Raw genomic sequence first — 16,367 nt, forward strand, 5'->3', positions numbered from 1 at the left:
GGACCAGAGGACCAGAGGACCAGAGGACCAGAGGACCAGAGGACCAGAGGACCAGAGGACCAGAGGACCAGAGGACCAGAGGACCAGAGGACCAGAGGACCAGAGGTAATTTTTACTACCTTTCAACGTTTTTTTCCTTCTCGTTTTCCCTTTTTCAATTTAGAAAATCAAAACGGGGATCACCGTCGATATCGCGCTGCCAATCGGGATTTTCTTCTTCATATTTCAACTTTATATTTCAACTAATGTCCTACATGTTCGGTGTTTACCGAACTCCAGAACTCGCGCGGCGGCGCGCTTAGCAGACGATCGATGAGGAGTGAAGCGTGTCGGTCGTCGAGTTTTTTCATTAATTGCTGATCTTTTTCTACGTTATTTTACACAAATAGGCTCCGCCCTTCAGGGCTTGACAATTATAAGTTTTAAAGTAAAAGTAGTAAAATGCAATTATTAGTGTTAAACTACCCATGTAGTATTAACGACGTTTTATTAACTAATATGGATGAATGCAGTAGTGCCTGCATTTTAATTCTTGTGAAGGAGAGATTGCACATGTGGAAAAATTTCAAACTTAGTTTCAAACTTTTGTTGGGATTCGGCTTGCTCTTGGTGATATTCGTTGCGTCAATAGTCATATCCTGGAGCAATATGGCGGAAGTTCGTGAGGATAGTGATTTCCTGTCTACTCAAATTGTTCCGGTAGTTGTGATGAATAGTGAGTTGGAGCGCGAAGCCTACGAGCTCTTTTTGGCGGTGCGCCAGATGCAATTCCTTGAAGACGCGGATTCGATGACGGCGGTAAGGGCGGCGATCACTACTACAGGGAAAAAACTAGACGAAATCGGTACTTATCGTTCTTCTCACGCTAATCTTCAAACTCCGGCATATGTTATAGACAATGTTCTCCCTGTATTTAAAGATTACGTGAAAGACACCGAAAAAAACATGGATTTCATAACAAAGAAGAATGAGGCTTATAACGAGATGCTGGAGGGTATGAGGATACTATCCACCTCTGCTCAACGGACTAAAGACATAATATCTGAAGTTATGCTTGAAGAGATTAAAAACGGCGATACGGCTGGAATAATGCGAAGATTGGATTTGATGCATGTAGGTGAGGAGATCGCCTCTATCTCCTCGAATCTATGGGTGTCTATGATGTTGGCCATGGACGCCGGCGACGTCACAAAGATGCGCTCGACTTTCGATATGTTCGAACCTTTTGAAAAGAATATGCGAGTTCTGGATCAGTACACCAATACGGACGAGAAGACACAGTTGGTGGCGCGAATGCGTGCGGCGATTCGGACTTATGCGACCAACATGGAGGCGTATATTGAACTCTACAAGCAATTGCAAGACATTAACATCGAACGCCTCTCCCTTTTCAATCAATTCAATACGGCTTCCTCGAAAGCCACCACAATGGCTCAGGATCGAATCAGAAGCCTATCGAGGGCGGCCGTCGCTAGCCTGAGTGACGCTATCTTTCTTATGAACTCCTGCACGGGCCTCGCCATGATTTTAGGGATATTAATCGCGATCTTCATCTCCCGTAGCATCTCGAAGCCGTTGAACACGATTGTCCAACTCGCCAAACGCGTCGGAGACGGTGACATGACTGTTGAGTACAAAGAATTTGGTTATGAGGGTAAGGATGAATTGGGTACGCTCTCCCTGGCTCTGTCCCAAATGATCACAGATCAAGAAAAGGCCATGCAGCAAATTCTTTCTGTGGCGGTAAAACTTTCAGATGAAGCAGTCGACCTTTCCGCCATTTCTCAGGAAACGGACGCCTCGATGATGGAAGTTAAGTCATCCATCGAACAAGTTGCTTCTTTGAGCGAGGCCAATGGTGCCGCTCTCGAAGAATGTAATGCTGGTGTTGAGGAGATGAGCGCAGGAGCGGATACCGTGGCTCAGTCGTCCACCGACAGCGCCGCTTTCCTTTCTCAGACCACGGGGGCTTCTCAAAAAGCTATTCAGACGGTGAGCGGCGTCATTTCGGGTATGCATAACGTGGATAAAAACGCCAAGGAAAGTGAAAACAAAATACGTCAGTTGGTTTCGTCTGTGGATAACGTCAGCAGTTTTGTATCGGTCATCACGGGGATCGCGGATCAGACGAACCTCCTTGCCCTCAACGCGGCCATTGAGGCGGCGCGCGCCGGAGAGGTCGGGCGCGGGTTTGCTGTGGTCGCTGAAGAGGTTCGCAAGTTGGCAGAAGAGTCCGCTCGCGCGGCTCAAAACGTAAATGGAATCATCGTCGAGCTTCAGAATGGCGCGCACGAAAGTATCAAGGCCACGATCGAGGCGGGGCGTGTGCTAGGGGATACCCTCGTCCAGGCGGAACAGGCGCAGGGAGAGCTGGATAGCGCTTTGCGGCAAATCAACAAAGCCAATGATTCCATACAGAATATCGCCGCTGTCGCGGAAGAACAGGCGGCTTCTTCCAAGGAAGTGGCAACGGCCATCGACAACGCAACCCAATCGACGATGGAGGTTGTCGAGGCGATCAGCCATATTCGTCACGCGTCGGAGGATACGGCACAGGCCGCGCAGGGTATCGCGAAGCAGTCCGAGTCTTTGAGCTCGTATGCTCATGACCTGTCAAATATCTTGTCCAAATTCAAGCTAGATGTCGCTGCTCCTGTTGTTAAAGTGACAAAAAGTTTGAAGCCTCAAAAAAAAGCAATATTGAAGACGTCCTAAACCGAATAGTTTCTCAGTCGAATAGCTTCTCAGTAAAGTGAAAAGAGCAAAGTGAAAAGTTAATATTCATGACTTTGGGCAAACGCGCTCTTACGCTCGTTTGCCCCATCATTTAGATCAAACCTAAATCACAAAAAGCCGAAAAGATTCCTCCCTCGTCGATATCTTGGGTTATGAAGTCCGCGACAGCCTTTAACTCCGGTTTGGCGCCTCCGACCGCGATGCCCAGTGAAGCGTTTTGTATCATATCCATGTCGTTCAAGCCATCTCCCACCGTCACAATGTCCTTCACGTCAAAACCCACCGCCGTCGCAAGCCTCACGATGCCGCTCCACTTGGAGGTTCCAGAAGGGCGAAACTCCGTTGAATTTGGAAACTCGACAATGTCCAGATTCCAACTCTTCCGCCTCTTCCGCCACTGAGGAGGAAAGGAATCGGAATCAAAAACGCAGACCAAGTGAACCCGCTCCGCAGAGATCAGATTTTTTTTGCAACTGTGTCCCGCTTGTTCGAGGAGGTAGGCGTCGAGGTAATCCTCGTTCATGTTCGTGTAGACATTCTCCGCGTCGAGAGCATAGGACTTGCGAGAAGAAGACGAAAATTCTGATCGGAAATTTTGCGTAAAATCCTCACTGAGGAATACCTCGTAAAGCGACTCTCCCTTTCGGATCCCCTGCGCTCCGTTGCAGCACACCAAAGAGTCGATTCCCAGTGACGACGCCGTCTTACGGGTCAAGGCCAAGTTACGCCCCGTAGCTACAGCCGGCACGTGGCCTTTTTGGGCGAGGCGCTTCAATGCTTCCACCGTGGGCTCCGGAACGTGGGATTTGCCCGCATAGCTGACTAACGTCCCATCGATGTCAAAAAAAACGAGCTTACTTTTCATTATTAATATACCTTTATCCTTCCAAAATCTTTCCAAATTTCGCTCTCTCGGATTTTTATTTGAGGCGGTTCGGATTTTTATTTGAGACGGTAGGGAAAGCCGGCCCACACCCGATCCACCCGGCAGGCTCGCGCGGCCAAGGCCTGGTAGAGAAAGCCCGTCTCGTCACGCCAAAGCCGTTCAAAGGGATCAATAGGCACGATCCCGCTTCCGATTTCGTCACCAATTAAAATTTTGTCCTCTAGGCGATGTAGGTTGACTTCAAAGAACTTCTGGACGGACATCCCCTTTTGGAGCATACGGCGCGTTCCGTCCTGGAGATTCGTCACGACGCGAGCGTCGAAAATTTCCTCCGGCTTCGCGACGGAGAAATCGCGGATAGAAACGTCTTCGCCATAGAGACTTTGGGCATATTTCAGTTTTCCCATGTATTTACCTCCAATGATCAGATGCATGGCCCGCCTCCTTTCGATTGTTCTATTGTCTTTTCATCTTGTCGCGACCAACGTTAGGAGCATCAGGGTTTCCGATAGTTCGAGGAAAGCGCCCAGAAGGTCGCCGGTAACTCCGCCGAAGGTTTTGATGCAGTAAAAACCATACAGACAGAAAAAAAGGGCTCCCGTCACAGGCGCGCCGAAGAAAACAAAAGGAACCCCCGCAATGGAGTAAGTTATCAGTAGGACGAAACGACCTATTGGGGTGCTGGCGCTTCCCAAGGCTCGCGCGAGCCCATCCTTCCGCGCGAAAGGAAAGTACAACAAAAGGCCCAGGCCGGCGCGCGAGTAGACAGGGATCAGCGTCAATAAAACGACAACGGATTTTCCTCTCTCCGAATCAAGGCGAAAGGTCCCCAACAGCTCGGAAAAAATTCCCGTCTTCAATAGCAAGACGATTACGCATCCCATAACAGCAAAAGCCCCAGTGTGGGTATCTGAAAGGATTTCGAGCCGGGCGTCTCGGTCTCGACGGGAAAAAACCGCGTCACAGGTGTCCATCAATCCATCCATGTGAAGCCCCCCTGTGGCGGTCAGATAAAAAAGCGTCATCAGCGCGGCCCGAAGCGTTAGGGAAACTTCCCAAAACTGAAGCCAGGCGAAGAACGCCGCGCCCAAAGCTCCGATCGCAAGCCCCACCAGGGGCAGTACAGCGGGAAAGTAACGAAGACGCGAGGGGGTCCAGTCCAATCGGGGAACGGGAAGCGTGGTCAAAAACGAAAAAGCGATCATCGTTGCCATTATAATGTTTATCATAAAATGGGACATCGCGAAAAAGCATCCTTTCTCTAGGGGTGAATTCAGGGGTGAATTCCTGGTTATTTGTGGGCTTAAATATTTTTACTTCAGGTTTTTTATTTTAAATCATTATAAAGGAGTGAGATGATGTTCGTGTTCATTTCCGGGGCGGCGCGTAGCGGCAAAAGCACCTGGGCCGAAAAGTACGCGCTCTCGCTTTCCCACGCGGAACAAATGGATACTCCACGGGTGTATCTCGCCACAGCTCGCATTCTCGACCAAGAGATGAAGGAGCGTGTTCTGCGTCACCAGGCGACGCGTCAGGAGAAGGGATTCGAGACCTGGGAACAGGATGTGGATATTTCGAGGATCCTTCCTCGGCTTGTCCAGTGCGTTCCCGCCGCGACTCTTTTGCTGGAGTGTCTAGGAACACTGTTGGCGAACGAAATGTTCGGTCGAGAAACAACAATAAAAACAAGAAAAACAAGAAAAACGATAGCCTCCCGTGGAAGAGAAAAAGCGAACGTCCTGGTGGAAAAAATCTATGGAGAAATCCTGAGTTTGAAGGCCAATACGGCAAACCTGCTGGTGGTCTCCAACGATGTTTTCATGGACGGCTCGACCTACGACGAAGAAACGGAAAACTATCGGCGAGCCTTGGGAGCGCTTCACGTAAAACTGGCTCGCGAATCCCAACTGGCCGTGGAATGCGTCTGTGGGCAGGCGACGACAATTTACCGAAAAACACCCGCCTGAGAGTGGGCGGGCAGATATCCCTTACGTCCATCCCTCACGCACCCTCACGCGGGAATTTAGGTGACTTCCGTCAACGCGTTCAACGCGTTGGTGTTCGTCAGGATTCTATGTCGATCCCTACTTCCTTGAAGTTTTTCAGAACCTCGTCGAGGGGCATATAGCCGATTCCTTCCTTGAGCACATTACCGGAAGCGTCCATAAAAAGCAGATGGGGGACGTAGCGCACCTTGTATTTTTCCGCTATATCGCGGCGCTCGTAAAGGTCGATTTTTTCCGTGGAGAGTTTGCCCGCGTACTTACCGTTGATCTCGTCCACGACCCTGTACATCTGAGCGCAAGCGGGGCAAGAAGGCGTCGAAAGAACCTTGAGTGACGGAAGCTGAAGCTCCTCCGCCTGCGCTCGCCTTGGGAAAACAACTGGGAAAACGACCAGGAAAGTAAAAAGCGCGAACAAAAAAATTATATTCCACAACGACATGAAAGCCACTCCTTTAAAATAAAATGATAACTCCAAGAATATTATGACTCTCAATTGACAAAACTTGACATACTTCTGACAAAACTTGACATATTTCCACGATTCTTGACATACTTCCACGATTAAAGTTGTGGGATTCTAAGATCGACAAAGACAGCCGACTGAAACCAGTCTTACATCTTCTCCTTCAAGAGTGGATGCCCCCACTCTGAGAATATTTACAGCCACATTAATATCCTGGTCGTGTTCCGCCCCGCATCTCACGTTGATAAGCCATAAAAGGATTTTAACATGAAAGTAGACATATGGCAAGAAACCAAATACAAAACAAACGCCGCCGTTGGATGAGAATCGCTTTATCGTAAACTATTTGGAGGAAGGGGAGAGAGAGATGTACGTCTTGGCGTTTGAAAGAGTCTACACGGCCAAAGGCGGAGAGGAAGAGAGGAAGAGAGGAAGGAAAGGAAGGACGAGCGGAGGAGCACGTAGAAGTAACCCGCAATATCTTGAGCGACGGCTTTCCTATCAATAAAATCGTTAAATACACGATGCTGCCATGGGAAGAGGTGGAAAAGCTGTTGCATTGACCTATTTTCACGAGAAAGGTGGATCTTCGCCTTTCTCGTGAAATTTAATTAAATTTAAATTAAATAAATTTAAATTAAATAAATTTAATTAAATTGAAGTATGCCGCTCTACTTTGACGATCCTGCCGTGTTCCAACACGATGGTCTTTTCCGCGTGTTCCGCCACCTCGGGATCATGGGTAACGACGATGATCGTGCTGCCCTCCCCGTGAAGCCGGCTCAGGAGGTCCAATACGATCATCTCATTGTCCTCGTCTAAGTTACCCGTGGGTTCGTCCGCCAGAATCAGCCTCGGATAGTTGATCAAAGCGCGGGCGATGCAGACGCGTTGCTGTTCGCCGCCCGAAAGCTGGCGGGGAAGATGCTTCGCGCGATCCTTCAGCCCCACCCGTTCCAGGGCTTGCATGGCCTCGGATTCGTCGATCATGCTGTGGTAATACTGAGCGACCATGACGTTTTCCAGAGCCGTCAGATAGGAGATCAGGTGAAACTGCTGAAAGATCAACCCTATCTTGTCACGCCGTATGGTGGTGAGGGCACGAGGAGAAAGCCTCGTGACATCTTGATTGTCCAGGATCACCGTGCCACTGGTGGGTTTGTCCATGCAGCCGATGATGTTCATCATCGTAGTCTTCCCCGACCCGGACGGCCCCATGATCGCCAGCCATTCACCTTGGGCCACCGTCAGATCGATGTTTTGGAGCGCCTTGACCTGCCCTCCCGCTCCATAAATCATGGAGATGTTCTTGAGTTCTAGTATGTTCATGACATCTCTCCTATTCTCCGCGCAGAACCAAGGCCGGCTCTACGTCGGTAGCGCGTCGGACGGGCACCAGACACGCCAACGCCGTTACGGCCATCGACGCCAACACGGTAGCGGGCGCCAAGGCAAAGCTGAAGGAAATCGAACGGCCAAAAACGTTTATGCTGATCGTCTGGGCAAACATCCATCCAAACACGACTCCCAGCAACCCTCCTAGAATCCCTAGGAAAAGCCCCTCTCCCAGAAATTCCGCAACGATACTCCAGTTCTCCGCTCCGATGGCCTTCTTAAGGCCAATTTCCTTGCGCCTCTCCATGACCACCGTCATCATGGTGGTGGCGACACAGATCATCGTCAGCACCAACACCACCAGTGTCACCAAGTACACCAACGTCTGAAGTTTCGACAAAACGGAGGCCTCGGACTGAGTAACGCGCTTCACCAGCCGTGGCGCCACCGTGGGGACTTGCTCCCGAACCCGGGCCGCCATCGCTGAGAGCTCCACCTCGCTGCCCGCGACGCTCACTTCCGCCACCTCCGCCTCGCCCTCCTTGCCTGTCAGGCGTTCCATGGTATCCAGGTGCATAAAGAGAAAGCCGTCCTCTATGCTGCCCGTGCGGACGATCCCACTGATGGTCATCTCGCGGTTGAAGCGCCTCTGCCTGGCGTCGCGGCCGGATAGGGCCATCGTATCGCCCGGCGCGAGACGTGTGAACTCCGCCACGTCCGTTCCGATAAGGATCTCGTTTTCGCCTTCGGGCCACGCCCCTTCGATGTTCCAGTAAGGACTCGTCTTTTTCACCTGCGCGAAATCCGTTCCCACGGCCGTATAGGGCTGCATGTTGCTGCGCACCGCCTCGTACCGATAAGGCGCGACACCTATGAGACTTTCTCGTGGTAGAAGAGCGACGGCCTTTTCGACATCCGTCAGCCGTAGCATAGCTTCCCCTCCCGAAGCGACGAAGACCATGTTAGCCCCGTAGGAGCGAAACTCCCGCTCCATCTGGCGCGGAATGTCGTAGGTGATCGTCGTCATTCCTAGAAGCACCGTGGCTCCTATCGCTACTGCCAAAAGCGCCACCGTCATGCGCGACCGGCGGCGCAAAAGAGAACTGAACAACATTTTCATGTACATCTGACGTTTTGTCATTGGGTTACCTCCCGTGTAAAACCTCCGTAGGACGGAGGGACAGCAGCATCCGTATGGCGGGGAGGCTGCCCAAAAGCGTGACAAGCAGAACCAGAAGCGTGACCATAGGAACGACCAACCCTTTGACCGCGATGGCTGATCCAAAAACGGTTCTCCCGATAACTTGGGCGAAGCCCAGCCCCACAAAGTACCCCGCGGTTCCCCCCAACATGGAAGTCAGGACGATCTCCGTCAGGATCAAAAGGGCAACAGCCGCGCCCGTGGCACCGATGGCTTTCAGAAGACCGATCTCTGAACTGCGCTCCATGACGCTGGCCGTGACCAGGTTTGATATGGCCAGAGCCGAGCAGACCAGGCTCAACACGGTCAAGAGCAGCATCAAAAGCTGAGTCTTCTGCAAAATGGCCCCCTCCGACTCCGCCACCTGCAAGACAGGTTTGGCGCGAGACCCTGGGATAGCCTCCTCGATCTGGTAGGCAATGGAACTGATGTAGGCCGTGCAATACCAGGTATCCCATTCTTTGGGAGAAAGGCTCTTGGGGTTCTGGGCGGCGCGGCGCGCTAGGTCGTTTTCCGGTGTGGTCAGGGCACTGACGTCCACTCTCTGGACGAGTCCTGGTCGATTAGAGATGTTCTGCGCCAGCCGCAGGGGAACGAAGGCCTGGTCGTCTTCTTTGCCGCCGCTATAAAACACCGCTCGCACCGTCAAAGTCTCGTTTCGGCCATTGGCGGCAACCTGAAAGGCGTCTCCTATTTTCAAACCCAACTTCTCCGCCAGATTTTGCCCCAGCATAGCGCCATCGTCGTCATCGCGCGCCCACTCCCCGGTCACGTCCCACCAGGATTTCAAGCGTTTTATGCCCGTGTCCACAGTCTCACCCGTGGGCAGGTCCAGGTGTTTGTCGAACCAGGTTCCCACCAGAGTAACCATTTGACCGTCGGACAGGACCGGCGTCTCCAAAAAAGGAGCGAAGTCCACGATGTTGAAAGCCCAGAAGATCATTTTCATCTTGACTAGTTCGTCCTCAGGCAAATATTTTTGTGAGTTTAACGCGCCCGACAGTTTTTCTGGAAACTCCTCGTCTTCGACGTCCTCCACGCCGTAGAGCTCGCTCAGAAGCGCCGTCTCTCTGGGAACGACGCTCAGGTTCGCTCCGTAGGTTTTCAGCTCCTGATTGACCTTGTCGCCCACGTCCATCATAACGCCCAACATCGCTGTCGCCAGCGAGACACCCAGGGCCATCGTGAACGCGATCATTGACAATTTGCCTTTTTGGCGCATCAAAGCGCCCTTTAACATTTGCGTAAACATAGATTCGACCGCCTTATGAATTAAATAAAAGGCCTAAAGTAAAAGGCCTAAAGTAAAAAGCCTAAAGTGAAAGGCCTAAATAAATAGGAGAGACCCACAATTTGCGTCAATCTTATCTGAACCTTCTTTTCTCCGCCTCCAGGGCCGAGGTCTCAATGACGAGACTGCCGCTCTCAATGACGTACTTCAGAGGTACGGGGTTGCAGCCTCCCGCGAAGCCGATCGTCGAGATGTTCATCACCACGTCGCACAAAATACAAATGACCTGGTCCTTGCGCTGATAATAGCCCGTCGCCCCACAGACATCGCAGGCATCCAAACCCACCCCGTAAGCCACGTCACTTTTGCGGATAACAATGTAACGAACCTCAGTGCCGTCCGAGGTTTTATACATAAAACGATAGAGTTTTCCATCGTTTACATTCTCGAGGGGAATGATAATTCTACCTTCCGTGGCGAGAAGCTCTACGGGAGGGGAAAGTTCGACCGTGCGGTTGGCGTAACTCTGCCCCACGGTAAGAACCAAAAGTGAAAACAAAAGCCCTGTTAACACCACTCCACCGAAGCGTTTTTGACGCCGGGCACCGGTCTTCGCCTTGCGAAGCTGGGCTGGGTTTTCCCCCGTGGGCGGCATGGAGCGTAGCCGAGCGAAAAGGATCAGAGAGAGAATCAGGGCAAGCCCCATGAGGGCGTACATGAACCCGTTCACCCTGGGCAGAAACCACATGACCGGTCCCATCAGCCATTTGTAGCGAGGAATCAGGTTGCGCCCCAAAAGAATCTGAGCGACGGTCAAGGACTGAAAAGCTCCCATGACCAAAACCTCCAGAGCTAAAATGCTCTTCAAGCCCAGAAGAGGGAGTTTTTCCGAACTTGCCGCGAAAAAATAGGCTAACCCGATCAGGAAAAGCACCAAGAGACCCAGAACGTACCCGATGACCTTGTACATGAAATCCGTGTTGAAAATCGTGTCCATCCCCACGGCAAACTCGAAGGGATAGAGCAAAAGGTCAGGCAAACAATAGGCCGTCCAGGTAGCAACGACGCACAAAATGAAAAAGTGAAGCGTGAGCCGGTAGACTTTGTTGTTACCCCAAAAGATCCACCAGAGGATGCAAAGAAAACAAAAAGACGCGACGATGGAAGGCAAGAGGGCTCCCAGGTCATAGTATTCGCGCACCGCGAAGCCGGTGTTACGCTTCAGTACGGCGTAAATCAGGGCGGCGGCGAACCCCAAAGCCCAACCCCACCTCAAATACGTTTTCTTCTCTGTCGGTTCCGCGCGAAAAAGAACGGCCAACAACAAAGACATGACGAGAACCGTCGAAAGAGAGTTGTTTGTGACTTTTATCAGGTATTGCAGCATGAAAAGGCATTCCTCCTAAAATTCTGCAAGAGCGAATAGAAGACATAATTCTGGACAGAACATATCAGTCCCCCGATATCCTCTGTCCATCGCGTTATTACAACATTATTTTAACCTTCGGCTGGCGGAAAAGAACGCGCCTCTGGCCGAAAAGTTATTTTTGAATTTTCCCGTTACCAGGAGCGCGGAATATAGTCGAAGTCCCAGGTCGCCTCGATCGGCTGAGCCCAAAAACGACCAGTTACGCCTGTTTCTTTGTCCACATGCAGCAGGTAACTTTGTTTTTCAGGATTTTCGATGATGAAGGTGATTCTGTATTTACCCGCGCCATCCAGCTTCACGTTGTTGCCGTAGTGAGGGCCATCGGAGGCGCTCATGGGCATGAAAGTCCCCTCGATGGTTTTACCGCCCGCTTTCTGAGCGACATATCTCACTGTCAAATAAGGCACGAAGTCGCCCGCGCCGTAACCCAGATTGTTCCCCTCATTGGCGGAAATATCTGCTTCCAAGTGCATGTCGGCTTCGGCGGCGGGAATCCCACCCAATCCGGCCGGCTCCATATCCACGGGCTGGAAGTACACCCCCGCGATGTGAAGGGGTCCCACATCGTGGTCGTCGCCGATGGGAAACTCCTCGAAGCCAGCGGTATCCTCACCGGGCGCGGGAGCGGCGGCAAACGCGCAGGAAGCGAACAACACGAACACGCACACCAACAACACACCAAACTTTTTCATGACAAACCCTCCATAATAATAGTGATAGATGTATTTCAACCCGCCGTCAAGCGTTGCCGTTCGCTGCGGCCAGCCCTTTTTTGGCCTTGTTGTGGTAATATAACACCGAGACCACAGCCAAGATCAAAAGCACCGCCTGAGGTAACAACGTCTCCACAGTAGGATAAATACCTAAAATATCGATGGACTCCACGAAATTCACCGGCGTCACGCTGATCACGTCGGCTTCTTGCAACTCCTTTACCCCGCCGCCGGCGAAGGCGATGGACATGATGTACATGAGAATGCTGGTTCCCAAGAAGAAAGCCCGGATGGGAATAGCCAGAGACCCATAACGTACAAGTGCGAATATCGCCACCAGCGCCACGCAACCTACGGCGAATCCTCCCCACACCATACTACCGTAGGTCTCCGTCTCGGCCAGAAGCGCTTGGTAAAACAGAATGGTTTCCGCTCCTTCTCGAAAGACCGCCAGAAAGGCGGCGGCTCCCAGAGCAAAGCTATTGCCTGTTTCCACGGCAGTCTGCACCTTTCCCTCAATGTAACTTTTCCAGGCCTCGGCCTCCGCTTTGGACACCATCCAATTGCTGACAAAGAAAAGAACGAACACGGCCAAAAGCATCGCCGCGCCTTCCAAGATCTCCTGATTTGCCCCGCTGACCTCGAAAATGTATTGGATGGCCACGGCCGCCGCAGCGCTGGCGACTAGAGCCGCCACTGCGCTGGCGTAGACGACGCGAGTTTGTCGCCTGTTCCCGGACCGGATGAGGTAGGCAGCAATGGCGGCGATGACTAGAATGGCCTCGAAACCCTCCCGCAAAATGATCACCAATGATGCCAAGAACACACCCCAAGAACTTTCTTCTTTTCCGTCCAACTTGTCGGCGTCTTCATGGAGCATCTTACTCAGAAGATCTAGAGAGGTCCGAACCTCTCGGTTGCTGACCTGTTCCGTCATCAGCTTCTTCACGATTCCGAACTGGTACTCCACAGTGGAAGCTCGCTTACCCGATACGTAAGACAACACCGCGCGCTCAACGCCTTCTTTTTCGTAGTAACCGAAGTACGCGTCGTTCACCCAGTTTTTCGCACCATCAATATCCTTCTGGAAATAAGCGTCATAAGCCTTGTTTAACGAGACGTCCATCTGATCGACGATCTCGTTCCAATTGCTCCACCGACTCGCCCCTTTTGCCTCAAAAGGAAAGGTGAACAAACTCAAAAAAAGTAACGAAACCACCATAGACAAAATCGCGATTTTACGCCTTTGCGCTTGCATATTGCGAGAAACCCCTTTCTCATTAAAAACCACATACACACGCACGGCCGTGCGCTTCTTCAAACATCCCCTCGTCCTCGAGTCGCCCTTAGGGCACTTTCATGAAACCAAGAGGTTTTTCCAATCAAACTTTTAGAACCGCGTATTATATTATCCTAAAAAGTATGTGATGTCAAACACGCTTCTAAAGAAAGCACACTTCTAAAGAAAGTACGCTTCTTAAAGAAAGATAGATGTAACTATAAAAATAGGCATTAACATTATCTCTTTACCAGAGATGAGCGATCTTCATAAAAATAGCTAACGATAAAACAGCCAACAATTTTAACGGCGAAATTCAGTTTTTGCCGTTTGCACTAAAGCGTCGCAGCGGTTGTTGTAAACGTCCGATTCGTGTCCTTTCGTCCAGCGCCACTCCACATCGTGCTGGCAGGACAGCTCCCAAAGGTTTTCCCATAGGTCGCGGTTAAGAACGGATTCCTTCTTCGAGGTGACCCAACCGTTCTTTTGCCACTTTTCCAGCCAGCCTTTGACAAAAGCATTTTGCAGGTACGTGGAGTCTGTGTGCAGTTCCACGGAGCAAGGGAACTTTAGCGCCCGCAAAGCCATGATCGCCGCGGTCAACTCCATGCGGTTGTTGGTGGTATCGTTTTCGAAGCCGTAAATCTCCTGCTCTCGGTTGCCGTGGGCGGGGGAGATCAAAATGGCGGCCCACCCCCCCAAACCCGGGTTGGGCGACGCGCCTCCGTCCGTGTAGATCACGACTTTGGCTTTTTTAGGGACTTTCTTTTCGGAGGTTATTAGCTCAGACATTTTTCAGTTAGGTTAGGAGTACTCAATGGGGCGACGTAGCACAACCATCGCTCCCTCTCGGCTCTCGAAGCCCCGAGAGGTCATGAAGGGAATCCATTCGTCCGTGTATGTAATGACCATCGGAATATTCTTGATGGCAGGGTGAGTCAAAGCGTAGTCCACCAAAGCGCTCCCTAGACCTCTGCCTTGGTGCTCCGGATGAACCACCACGTCCCACAGAGACGCCCGGTAGATGAAATCCGTCACGGCGCGGCAAAATCCCACCAACTTTTCTTGACTCCGGGCGGAAAAGCACATGCCGCTGCCCCTCAGCATCGCGTCGATGCCCTCTACGGACCGGCTACGTCCCCACGTGGTGTAGCGGTAGAGATCTTGCAGCTCGACGGCGTTTAATGCCAGCTTGCTGTCGTAAAACAAATAGTCGTCCTTCACTTTATCATTCCCAATCATTCCCATTCTAGAAGTACGCGTTCTGCTCGGACTTCCATTGTCATCCCCAGGACGATACTTTTCAGGTCGCCGCGTCCATCCGTGGGAACCTCCAATTGCACCACCTGACCTGAGCCACAACAAGGACAGATCCAACATGTCCTTGCTAACCCGTCCTCGTCGGGAGCACCAGCCAAAACTTTACTATCCCCACAGACCTGACACGTTACGATCAGCATCACACCGCACCTCCACACCGCCATACTAGACATTCAAGTTCAGGAAGACGGGGCTCGTTCGGCACGAACGTGTGGAATTTGAACGTTCCCCCGGCCTATTCCAGAATTATTTTAATCCTTACAGGACCTTCCGTATAGATGTCTTCTAACGCTACCGCGTTAATGATCGTTGGTCCCCAAACGGTTTTCAATTTCTCCACCGTTTCGAAAAAGTCCTCTCCTTCTAGAGAACCGACGCTGTTCGTAGCAGGGTCAGGTCTCACACCGTTTTCGATGGCATGGTTTTTCAGCCTCCGCAAAAAATTGTGCAACGCCTCTTCCGCGCCAAACCCCGGCGTTCTCGGATCGATGAGGGTGCGGTAAAGGGTCTCACCTTCGCTGTACAAAAGATAGCTTCTGTCGCTTTCCAGGCGGATCTTGACGTTTTCGCCAGCCGCGATGTTCTCCGCCGCCAGAAGCCGTATGTACAGGCGATCCGGGAAGTCAGTGGCCCGCGTCATCACCTCGGATTCCTCCAGTACGTCGAGAGCAAGTCTCACGTCCCCGGGGGCTACATTGCGCTGTTTGGCGACCGCTATCCGTGCTACGTCTTCCAAGGAGGATAAGATCGACTGAACCAGCGGTCGCGAAGTCTCAGGCGGGACTACTGCCTGCGCCAAAAGGGCGTTGGCCTGAACCGTTATCGGACCCAAGCGCATGACATCCAACTCTCTCCGCAGCTCCTGAGACTCCTCTCTCAAGGAAACCACTGACGCCTCTAAGTCGTTTTTTTCGCTGGTGAGCAGGTCTCGGTCGTTGCGCAAAGTTTCGAGGTCGAAACGCGTCAAGTCGAGGCTCAACGTCGCCGTCTGCAAAAGCGCCTGTTGGTCCATCAGACGTTCTAGATTAGACCTCAGCTCCAGCCGGTTGGACAGGAGTTCATTTTGCGCCTCCTCCAAATCTACGCGATTGTTCTGCAACTGGACGGAAATCCTGTCTAACTCCTGTCGGAGGTATTTCATTGTGAAAAGCGCGGTGCGCACGTTCTCGGAGAAAAAAGACATAATCGTAAGAACCGTCACGGAGATGAAAATGCCGGTGAAGGCCGTGATCAAACGGCTGGTGTACTTGGGACGGAGGCCGAAAATGGAAATTCTCTGTTTCCCGTACTTGGAGCCAAGCACATCCCCCAGGTAGGCGAGAACCGCGCTACCTGCGATGATGGAAACGATAAGAGTCCAGTTGGCTCCTGAAAAAATCTGCGGCTGCACAAGCCTCTCCTCTCCTTTAGCCCCTTACGCTCTGCTCAAGATTGGCGTGGACTCTCAAATGCGCTTAAGCACCCGTTTTTTACTTGGCGTATCTCCTCAATGGCCCGGCGTGCTTTTTCTGCGCTCCGCTGAAAATCTATCTCGGCTTCTTCCGGAGACATCCGCGCGTACCGCTCTGCCCTCGCTACACGTGCTTTGTGAATATCGTCACAGTTGAAAATCACGCCTCACTCCTCCTCGCATTCCCAACTTTACTTCCACCTGTTGTGGAGCCAAAACCATAGGTCCGGGCGGGGGGGCGATCATCTTTTCGAGGGCTTCGTTGACTCGGCGCGTCAAAAGCTCCGTTTTGAGGCGATTGTCGCTCGCGAGAGTTCA

The 16,367-nt window shown here is 51.7% G+C and carries 17 protein-coding genes; 3 read left to right on the plus strand and 14 right to left on the minus strand.

The window, feature by feature from the left end; genetic code table 11:
- The first annotated feature begins 552 nt into the window (after nt 1-552).
- Nucleotides 553-2,715 (plus strand): methyl-accepting chemotaxis protein, encoded by a 2,163-nt coding sequence (locus LBJ36_08080; protein MDR1378995.1) that lies wholly within the window; start codon nt 553-555, stop codon nt 2,713-2,715.
- 112 nt (nt 2,716-2,827) lie between these two features.
- Here the strand turns inward: LBJ36_08080 and LBJ36_08085 are convergent, their stop codons facing one another.
- The 3 genes from LBJ36_08085 to cobS all read right to left on the minus strand — a co-directional run bounded on the left by LBJ36_08085 (nt 2,828) and on the right by cobS (nt 4,851).
- Nucleotides 2,828-3,601 carry a Cof-type HAD-IIB family hydrolase gene (locus LBJ36_08085; protein MDR1378996.1) on the minus strand — a complete coding sequence of 258 codons (774 nt, stop codon included), beginning with the start codon at nt 3,599-3,601 and terminating at the stop codon, nt 2,828-2,830.
- Between the two features lie 77 nt (nt 3,602-3,678).
- Nucleotides 3,679-4,056, minus strand: coding sequence for a bifunctional adenosylcobinamide kinase/adenosylcobinamide-phosphate guanylyltransferase (locus LBJ36_08090; GenBank protein ID MDR1378997.1), 378 nt, complete (start codon nt 4,054-4,056; stop codon nt 3,679-3,681).
- 33 nt (nt 4,057-4,089) lie between these two features.
- Nucleotides 4,090-4,851 carry an adenosylcobinamide-GDP ribazoletransferase gene (cobS, locus tag LBJ36_08095; GenBank protein MDR1378998.1) on the minus strand — a complete coding sequence of 254 codons (762 nt, stop codon included), beginning with the start codon at nt 4,849-4,851 and terminating at the stop codon, nt 4,090-4,092.
- Between the two features lie 126 nt (nt 4,852-4,977).
- On the opposite strand from cobS, the gene LBJ36_08100 reads away from it, so the two are divergent.
- On the plus strand, nt 4,978-5,589 hold the full coding sequence (locus LBJ36_08100) for a bifunctional adenosylcobinamide kinase/adenosylcobinamide-phosphate guanylyltransferase (protein ID MDR1378999.1): 612 nt from the start codon (nt 4,978-4,980) through the stop codon (nt 5,587-5,589).
- Nucleotides 5,590-5,686: 97 nt separating this feature from the next.
- On the opposite strand, the gene LBJ36_08105 is transcribed toward LBJ36_08100, so the two are convergent.
- The gene (locus LBJ36_08105) at nt 5,687-6,067 is read right to left on the minus strand and encodes a thioredoxin family protein (protein MDR1379000.1); all 381 of its coding nucleotides are present in this window, start codon (nt 6,065-6,067) and stop codon (nt 5,687-5,689) included.
- A 407-nt stretch (nt 6,068-6,474) separates the two neighbouring features.
- On the opposite strand from LBJ36_08105, the gene LBJ36_08110 reads away from it, so the two are divergent.
- Nucleotides 6,475-6,654: a hypothetical protein gene (locus LBJ36_08110; protein ID MDR1379001.1), complete on the plus strand. Its 180-nt coding sequence runs from the start codon at nt 6,475-6,477 to the stop codon at nt 6,652-6,654.
- An 88-nt stretch (nt 6,655-6,742) separates the two neighbouring features.
- On the opposite strand, the gene LBJ36_08115 is transcribed toward LBJ36_08110, so the two are convergent.
- The 10 genes from LBJ36_08115 to LBJ36_08160 form a co-directional block, all read right to left on the minus strand.
- Nucleotides 6,743-7,420 carry an ABC transporter ATP-binding protein gene (locus LBJ36_08115; GenBank protein ID MDR1379002.1) on the minus strand — a complete coding sequence of 226 codons (678 nt, stop codon included), beginning with the start codon at nt 7,418-7,420 and terminating at the stop codon, nt 6,743-6,745.
- 10 nt (nt 7,421-7,430) lie between these two features.
- Nucleotides 7,431-8,567 carry an ABC transporter permease gene (locus LBJ36_08120; GenBank protein ID MDR1379003.1) on the minus strand — a complete coding sequence of 379 codons (1,137 nt, stop codon included), beginning with the start codon at nt 8,565-8,567 and terminating at the stop codon, nt 7,431-7,433.
- 4 nt (nt 8,568-8,571) lie between these two features.
- Entirely contained in the window at nt 8,572-9,879 is a 1,308-nt protein-coding gene (locus LBJ36_08125; GenBank protein ID MDR1379004.1) for an ABC transporter permease, read from the minus strand.
- A 112-nt stretch (nt 9,880-9,991) separates the two neighbouring features.
- Nucleotides 9,992-11,245: a Fe-S-containing protein gene (locus LBJ36_08130; protein ID MDR1379005.1), complete on the minus strand. Its 1,254-nt coding sequence runs from the start codon at nt 11,243-11,245 to the stop codon at nt 9,992-9,994.
- Between the two features lie 173 nt (nt 11,246-11,418).
- Nucleotides 11,419-11,979: an iron transporter gene (locus LBJ36_08135; protein ID MDR1379006.1), complete on the minus strand. Its 561-nt coding sequence runs from the start codon at nt 11,977-11,979 to the stop codon at nt 11,419-11,421.
- Between the two features lie 46 nt (nt 11,980-12,025).
- On the minus strand, nt 12,026-13,321 hold the full coding sequence (locus LBJ36_08140) for an FTR1 family iron permease (GenBank protein ID MDR1379007.1): 1,296 nt from the start codon (nt 13,319-13,321) through the stop codon (nt 12,026-12,028).
- A gap of 261 nt (nt 13,322-13,582) precedes the next feature.
- Entirely contained in the window at nt 13,583-14,071 is a 489-nt protein-coding gene (gene rnhA, locus LBJ36_08145; protein MDR1379008.1) for a ribonuclease HI, read from the minus strand.
- Nucleotides 14,072-14,083: 12 nt separating this feature from the next.
- Nucleotides 14,084-14,527: a GNAT family N-acetyltransferase gene (locus LBJ36_08150; protein MDR1379009.1), complete on the minus strand. Its 444-nt coding sequence runs from the start codon at nt 14,525-14,527 to the stop codon at nt 14,084-14,086.
- Nucleotides 14,518-14,739, minus strand: coding sequence for an alcohol dehydrogenase (locus tag LBJ36_08155; GenBank protein ID MDR1379010.1), 222 nt, complete (start codon nt 14,737-14,739; stop codon nt 14,518-14,520). Before LBJ36_08155 ends, LBJ36_08150 begins: the two co-directional genes overlap by 10 nt.
- Before the next feature lie 95 nt (nt 14,740-14,834).
- On the minus strand, nt 14,835-15,989 hold the full coding sequence (locus LBJ36_08160; GenBank protein MDR1379011.1) for a DUF3084 domain-containing protein: 1,155 nt from the start codon (nt 15,987-15,989) through the stop codon (nt 14,835-14,837).
- Nucleotides 15,990-16,367: the final 378 nt, after the last annotated feature.

Source organism: Synergistaceae bacterium (assembly GCA_031267575.1).
Classification (GTDB): domain Bacteria; phylum Synergistota; class Synergistia; order Synergistales; family Aminobacteriaceae; genus JAIRYN01.

Coding starts and splice junctions, on each gene's coding strand:
- LBJ36_08080 (MDR1378995.1), top strand. CDS start 553: ATGTGGAAAAATTTCAAACTTAGTTTCAAACTTTTGTTGGGATTCGGC.
- LBJ36_08085 (MDR1378996.1), bottom strand. CDS start 3,601: ATGAAAAGTAAGCTCGTTTTTTTTGACATCGATGGGACGTTAGTCAGC.
- LBJ36_08090 (MDR1378997.1), bottom strand. CDS start 4,056: ATGCATCTGATCATTGGAGGTAAATACATGGGAAAACTGAAATATGCC.
- cobS (MDR1378998.1), bottom strand. CDS start 4,851: ATGATAAACATTATAATGGCAACGATGATCGCTTTTTCGTTTTTGACC.
- LBJ36_08100 (MDR1378999.1), top strand. CDS start 4,978: ATGATGTTCGTGTTCATTTCCGGGGCGGCGCGTAGCGGCAAAAGCACC.
- LBJ36_08105 (MDR1379000.1), bottom strand. CDS start 6,067: ATGTCGTTGTGGAATATAATTTTTTTGTTCGCGCTTTTTACTTTCCTG.
- LBJ36_08115 (MDR1379002.1), bottom strand. CDS start 7,420: ATGAACATACTAGAACTCAAGAACATCTCCATGATTTATGGAGCGGGA.
- LBJ36_08120 (MDR1379003.1), bottom strand. CDS start 8,567: ATGACAAAACGTCAGATGTACATGAAAATGTTGTTCAGTTCTCTTTTG.
- LBJ36_08125 (MDR1379004.1), bottom strand. CDS start 9,879: ATGTTTACGCAAATGTTAAAGGGCGCTTTGATGCGCCAAAAAGGCAAA.
- LBJ36_08130 (MDR1379005.1), bottom strand. CDS start 11,245: ATGCTGCAATACCTGATAAAAGTCACAAACAACTCTCTTTCGACGGTT.
- LBJ36_08135 (MDR1379006.1), bottom strand. CDS start 11,979: ATGAAAAAGTTTGGTGTGTTGTTGGTGTGCGTGTTCGTGTTGTTCGCT.
- rnhA (MDR1379008.1), bottom strand. CDS start 14,071: ATGTCTGAGCTAATAACCTCCGAAAAGAAAGTCCCTAAAAAAGCCAAA.
- LBJ36_08150 (MDR1379009.1), bottom strand. CDS start 14,527: ATGGGAATGATTGGGAATGATAAAGTGAAGGACGACTATTTGTTTTAC.
- LBJ36_08155 (MDR1379010.1), bottom strand. CDS start 14,739: ATGCTGATCGTAACGTGTCAGGTCTGTGGGGATAGTAAAGTTTTGGCT.